This window comes from Streptomyces fuscigenes (assembly GCF_021556455.1).
GTDB classification, from domain to species: Bacteria; Actinomycetota; Actinomycetes; order Streptomycetales; family Streptomycetaceae; genus Streptomyces; species Streptomyces fuscigenes.
On record NZ_JAKGCV010000393.1, the window covers coordinates 1 to 5197 of the forward strand.

General features: G+C 72.9%; 3 protein-coding genes. 2 read left to right on the top strand and 1 reads right to left on the bottom strand.

Annotated elements, in window-relative coordinates:
• Positions 1 to 258 precede the first annotated feature (258 nt).
• Positions 259 to 1230 carry a pirin family protein gene (locus tag L1885_RS23155; RefSeq protein WP_235799108.1) on the top strand — a complete coding sequence of 324 codons (972 nt, stop codon included), beginning with the start codon at positions 259 to 261 and terminating at the stop codon, positions 1228 to 1230.
• Between the two features lie 394 nt (positions 1231 to 1624).
• The gene (locus L1885_RS23160; RefSeq protein ID WP_235799109.1) at positions 1625 to 2956 is read left to right on the top strand and encodes an MFS transporter; all 1332 of its coding nucleotides are present in this window, start codon (positions 1625 to 1627) and stop codon (positions 2954 to 2956) included.
• Positions 2957 to 3167: 211 nt separating this feature from the next.
• On the opposite strand, the gene aspS is transcribed toward L1885_RS23160, so the two are convergent.
• A complete protein-coding gene (gene aspS / locus L1885_RS23165; protein WP_235799110.1) occupies positions 3168 to 4931 on the bottom strand; it encodes an aspartate--tRNA ligase in 1764 nt (587 codons plus the stop codon).
• Between the last annotated feature and the right edge of the window lie 266 nt (positions 4932 to 5197).

The window sequence follows — 5197 nt, forward strand, 5'->3', positions numbered from 1 at the left end:
GCCTGCCGCGTTCCGGGTGCCGCGCGCCGCAGCCGATCCGCTGCACCGCGACCCCCGCGCCCGCTCCCCGGCGGTACACCCGTACGCCACGGCGCCGCGCCCCGGCACCGCGACGCGGCGGCGGCCCCGCGTCGCCACCCCTCCACCGCGTCCCACACCCGTGCATACCGCCCCGAACAGGGCGGTCTTCAGCCTGCCCGCTTGCCAGATGTTCATCCTTCAACTAAATTCAGGTCTGAGAAAACGAGGAGGGCTCTCATGCCTGCTGTGACCGTGGAAAACCCGCTGACCCTGCCGCGTGTGGCCGCGCCCGCCGGGGCTGTCGCCCGGCCCGTCCTGGCCGTCACCACGGCGCCCGGCGGCTTCGAGGGCGAGGGGTTCCCGGTGCGCCGGGCCTTCGCCGGCATCAACTACAAGTACCTCGACCCGTTCATCATGATGGACCAGATGGGCGAGGTGGAGTACGCGCCGGGCGAGCCCAAGGGCACCCCCTGGCACCCGCACCGCGGCTTCGAGACCGTCACCTACATCATCGACGGGGTCTTCGACCACCAGGACTCCAACGGCGGCGGCGGGACCATCACCAACGGCGACACGCAGTGGATGACGGCCGGCTCCGGCCTGCTGCACATCGAGGCCCCGCCGGAGTCGCTCGTCGTGTCCGGCGGCCTCTTCCACGGCCTGCAGCTGTGGGTGAACCTGCCGGCCAAGGACAAGATGATGAACCCCCGCTACCAGGACATCCGCGGCGGCCAGGTGCAGCTGCTGAGCACCCCCGACGGCGGCGCGCTGCTCCGCGTCATCGCCGGCGAGCTCGACGGCCACCAGGGCCCGGGCATCACCCACACGCCCATCACGATGATTCACGCGTCGGTACGTCCGGGCGCCGAGATCACGTTGCCGTGGCAGGAGGACTTCAACGGCCTCGCGTACGTGCTCGCCGGCCGCGGCACGGTCGGCGCCGAGCGCCGCCCCGTCCACACGGGCCAGACGGCCGTGTTCGGCGCCGGCTCCTCGCTGACCGTGCGCGCGGACGAGTCGCAGGACTCGAACACGCCGGACCTGGAGGTCGCGCTCCTCGGCGGCCGGCCGATCCGCGAGCCCATGGCGCACTACGGGCCGTTCGTCATGAACACCCAGGCCGAGCTGCGCCAGGCCTTCGAGGACTTCCAGAAGGGCCTGCTCGGAACCGTTCCCGCCGTGCACGGGATGTCGCAGGGCGGCATGTAGGCACCAGCCGGGGGCCTGCCCCGGTCCCGGGGCGCCCTCCCCGCGGGAGGCTCCGCCCCGGACCACCTCCCGGATCCTGCCACGCGACCCCGCCGGGTCCCGCGCACCCGGCGCCCCGCGACCGCCCTGCCGTCGCGGGGCGGTGTCGTGCCCGACACGTCGCGCTGCGGCTCCCGCGGGGCGCGCGCCGCCCGGCTCGTCGCTGCTCCGGGGCCGCCCGCCGTCAAATACGGTGCGGTCCGCCCGTCCCCGTTGCTAGGGTCCGCTCTCTCCGCGCTGCGGGCGCCGGACGGGACGCGGGCCACCCGCGAGCCCCCACACGCACCTCCCGGCCCCTTCCCGGAGGGGGCGCCTCCGCCACCGCGGAGGCTGACACCGAGGGGGCTGGTCGTCCATGACCGCGGCGGTCGGGAACGGGGCGGAGAGCTCCACGGGCCGGAGGCTCCGCGCCCCCTTCGCGCTCTTCTTCACGTCCTTCGTCGTCTCCGCGCTCGGGGATGCCTTCCGACTCCTCGCCGTCAACGTCTGGCTGTTCGAGGCGACGTCGGGCTCGACCGGCATGCGCCTCCTCGTGGTCCTCCTGGCGAATGTTCCCGGCATGCTGCTGGGCGGCCTCTCGGGCGTGGTGGCGGACCGGTACGACACGTACACCGTCCTCGTGGTCTCGGACCTGGTCCGCGCCGGGGTCGGCCTGGGACTTGCCTGGTGCGCCCACGACGGCCGGACGGTGCCCGCCCTCGTGCTGGTCGCGGTGGGCAACGGCGTCGGCGTCTTCTTCTCCTCGTCGTCGTTCTCGCTGCTTCCGCGGCTGCTGACCGGGCAGCGGCTGCCGCGCGCCAACGGCCTGATGGAGACCGGCCAGTGGGTCGTGGGGATCGTCGGCCCCGCTCTTGCCGCGCTGACGCTCGCCGCCGGCGGCGCGAGCCGGGCCTTCGTGATCGACAGCGTGTCCTTCGTCGCCTCCGCGCTGATCCTCGGGTACCTGCGCCGCTCGCTGAGGACCCCCGGCCCGCGGCCGGCGGGTGACGGCGCGTCGGCGGTGGCGGCAGGCGCGGACGACGGCGCCGGGCCCGGTGGGGCGGGAAGGCCGAGCCACTGGGCGGATTTCGTCGACGGGGTCGCCGTCGTCCGGCGCAGCCCGGAGATCCGCTCGCTCCTGCTCGCGTCGTACGGGACGGCCTTCATGACCGCCTGCACCAACTACGGCCTGATCTTCCTCGTCGTCCGGACGTTCGCTCTCGGCACCGCGTCCCTCGGCTACCTCTACTCACTGAACGGAGCCGTCGCCGTGGTCGCCGCGGCGCTCGTCACCGCCCTGGCCAGGCCCGCGCTCCTGGGCCGGCTCATGGCCTTCTCGATGCTGGGGCTGTGCGCGGCCCAGGTGGTCATCGGCGCGGCCCCCACCGTGTACGTGCTGAGCGTCGGCGTCGTGATCAGCGCGCTCTCCAACGCCCCCTACAACGTGGCGGTCACGTCGCTGTACATGAGCAGGATCCCGCCCGACTTCCTCGGCCGGGTCGAAGGCGTCGACACGATGGCCGACAACGCCGTCAACATCCTCGGGTTCGTGGCGGCCTCGCTCATCGTCTCCGGCTGGGATCCGCGAGCCGTCTTCCTCGTCTCCGCCGTCGCCGCCGTCCCCAGCCTGGTCCTGGCCTTCCGGCACGCGGCACCGGGGGGCGCGGCCGTGGGCGGGCCCTCGAAAGGCACCGGCAGCGCCGGCTGACCGCCGCGCCCGGCCCGGTGCGGCCCCGACCGGCCCTGCGCCGGTCACCGCCGGGCCCCCCGGGCGGGAGTGTTCGCGCCCAAGGCCGGCGAAGGCGCCGGGCCGCCCGAAGCCGTACAGCACCGGGGCCGGCCGGGACGTGATCGTCCCGGCCGGCCCCGGCCCGTACCCGCGGCGGTGCGCCCAACGGCGCCGCGCCGCGGGCCCTTCGCTACTTGCCCTGCGGCTTGCGCAGCGAAATGTGCAGCTCCCGCAGCCGCGCCTCGGTCAGCTCGCTGGGCGCGCCCATCATCAGGTCCTGCGCGTTCTGGCTGAGCGGGAACGCGATCGTCTCGCGGATGTTCGGCTCGTCGGCCAGCAGCATCACCATGCGGTCGATGCCCGGGGCGATGCCGCCGTGCGGCGGGGCGCCGAAGCGCAGCGCGCGCAGCATGCCCGCGAAGTCGCGCTCGACGTCGGCGCGCTCGTACCCGGCGATCCCGAAGGCCTTGATCATGATCTCGGGCTCGTGGTTCCGGATCGCGCCCGAGGACAGCTCGATGCCGTTGCAGACGATGTCGTACTGCCAGGCCAGGATGTCCAGCGGGTCCATCGACTCCAGCGCCTCGAGGCCGCCCTGGGGCATCGAGAAGGGGTTGTGCGAGAAGTCGATCCGGCCGGTCTCCTCGTCCTTCTCGTACATCGGGAAGTCGACGATCCAGCAGAAGCGGAACACGCCCTCCTCGAAGTGCCCGGAGCGCTTGGCCGCCTCCACGCGGACGGCGCCCATGATCTTCGAGACCTCGCCGTACTCGCCGGCGCCGAAGAAGACCGCGTGGCCCGGGGCGAGCGCGAGGCGCTCGGTGAGGACCTTGACGTTCTCCTCGGTGAGGAACTTCGCGATCGGGCCGCTCAGCGCACCGTCGTCGCCGACGCGCACCCAGGCCAGGCCCTTCGCGCCCTGCTCGACCGCGTACTCGCCGAGCTGGTCGAAGAACTTGCGGGGTTGGCCCGCCGTGTCCGGCACCGGCAGCGCGCGCACGTGCTTGCCCGCGAACGCCTTGAACTCGGACGCCTCGAAGACGTCCGTGATGTCGTGCAGCTCCAGCTTGGCGCGCAGGTCGGGCTTGTCGTTGCCGTACTTGCGCATCGACTCGCGGAAGGGGATGCGCGGGAACGGCGAGGTGACCTCGCGGCCCTGGCCGAACTCCGTGAACAGCTCGGTCATCAGCTTCTCGACGGGACCGAACACGTCCTCCTGCTCGACGAAGCTCATCTCCAGGTCGAGCTGGTAGAACTCGCCGGGCGAGCGGTCGGCACGGGCGTCCTCGTCGCGGAAGCAGGGCGCGATCTGGAAGTAGCGGTCGAAGCCGGACACCATCAGCAGCTGCTTGAACTGCTGGGGCGCCTGCGGCAGCGCGTAGAACTTGCCGGGGTTCAGCCGGGAGGGCACCACGAAGTCGCGGGCGCCCTCGGGGGACGTCGCGGTCAGGATCGGGGTCGCCATCTCGTTGAAGCCGAGGGCGGTCATCTTGTGCCGGATCGCGGAGATCACGGCCGTGCGCAGCATGATGTTGCGGTGCATGCGCTCGCGACGCAGGTCGAGGAAGCGGTACTCCAGGCGGCGCTCCTCGCCGACACCGTCGTCCGCGTTGATCGTGAACGGCAGCGGGGCGGACTCGCCCAGCACCTCGACCTCGGAGACCTCGATCTCGATCTCGCCGGTCGGCAGCTCGGGGTTGACGTTGTCCGCGCCGCGGGCCGAGACCGTGCCGTCGATGCGTACGACGGTCTCCTTGGTCAGGTGCGACAGCGCCTCCACGGCGGCCGTGCCCGGCCTGGCCACCAGCTGCACGAGACCGTAGTGGTCGCGCAGATCGATGAAGAGGATGCCGCCCAGGTCTCGGCGATTGTGCAGCCAGCCGCTCAGCCGGACGTCGGTGCCGACGTCAGTGGCGCGGAGCTCGCCGCAGGTGTGGGACCTGTACCGATGCATCGTCGTTCATCCAGTCCTGGGGTGGTGGGGTGGCGAACCGTACGGACTCGTGGGCCACGGTCGGTTCGGACGGCCACCGCAACTCTATCGCCCGCCGCGCACACCCTTCACGGCCGTTTCCCGCGCACCGCCCGGGCCCCCGCCCTCCCGCAACCGCCGCCGGGGACTTCCCGCCGCCGGACCGTGGGCCTCCTGCCGCGGGACCGCGGCCCTCCCGCCGGGGCGCCCCCGCCTTCCGCCCCCGCGGTCCGGCCCGGCGGCCCGTC

Excerpts from the sequence above, each read along its gene's own strand:
- aspS (WP_235799110.1), bottom strand. The coding sequence starts at position 4,931 with ATGCATCGGTACAGGTCCCACACCTGCGGCGAGCTCCGCGCCACTGAC.
- L1885_RS23155 (WP_235799108.1), top strand. The coding sequence starts at position 259 with ATGCCTGCTGTGACCGTGGAAAACCCGCTGACCCTGCCGCGTGTGGCC.
- L1885_RS23160 (WP_235799109.1), top strand. The coding sequence starts at position 1,625 with ATGACCGCGGCGGTCGGGAACGGGGCGGAGAGCTCCACGGGCCGGAGG.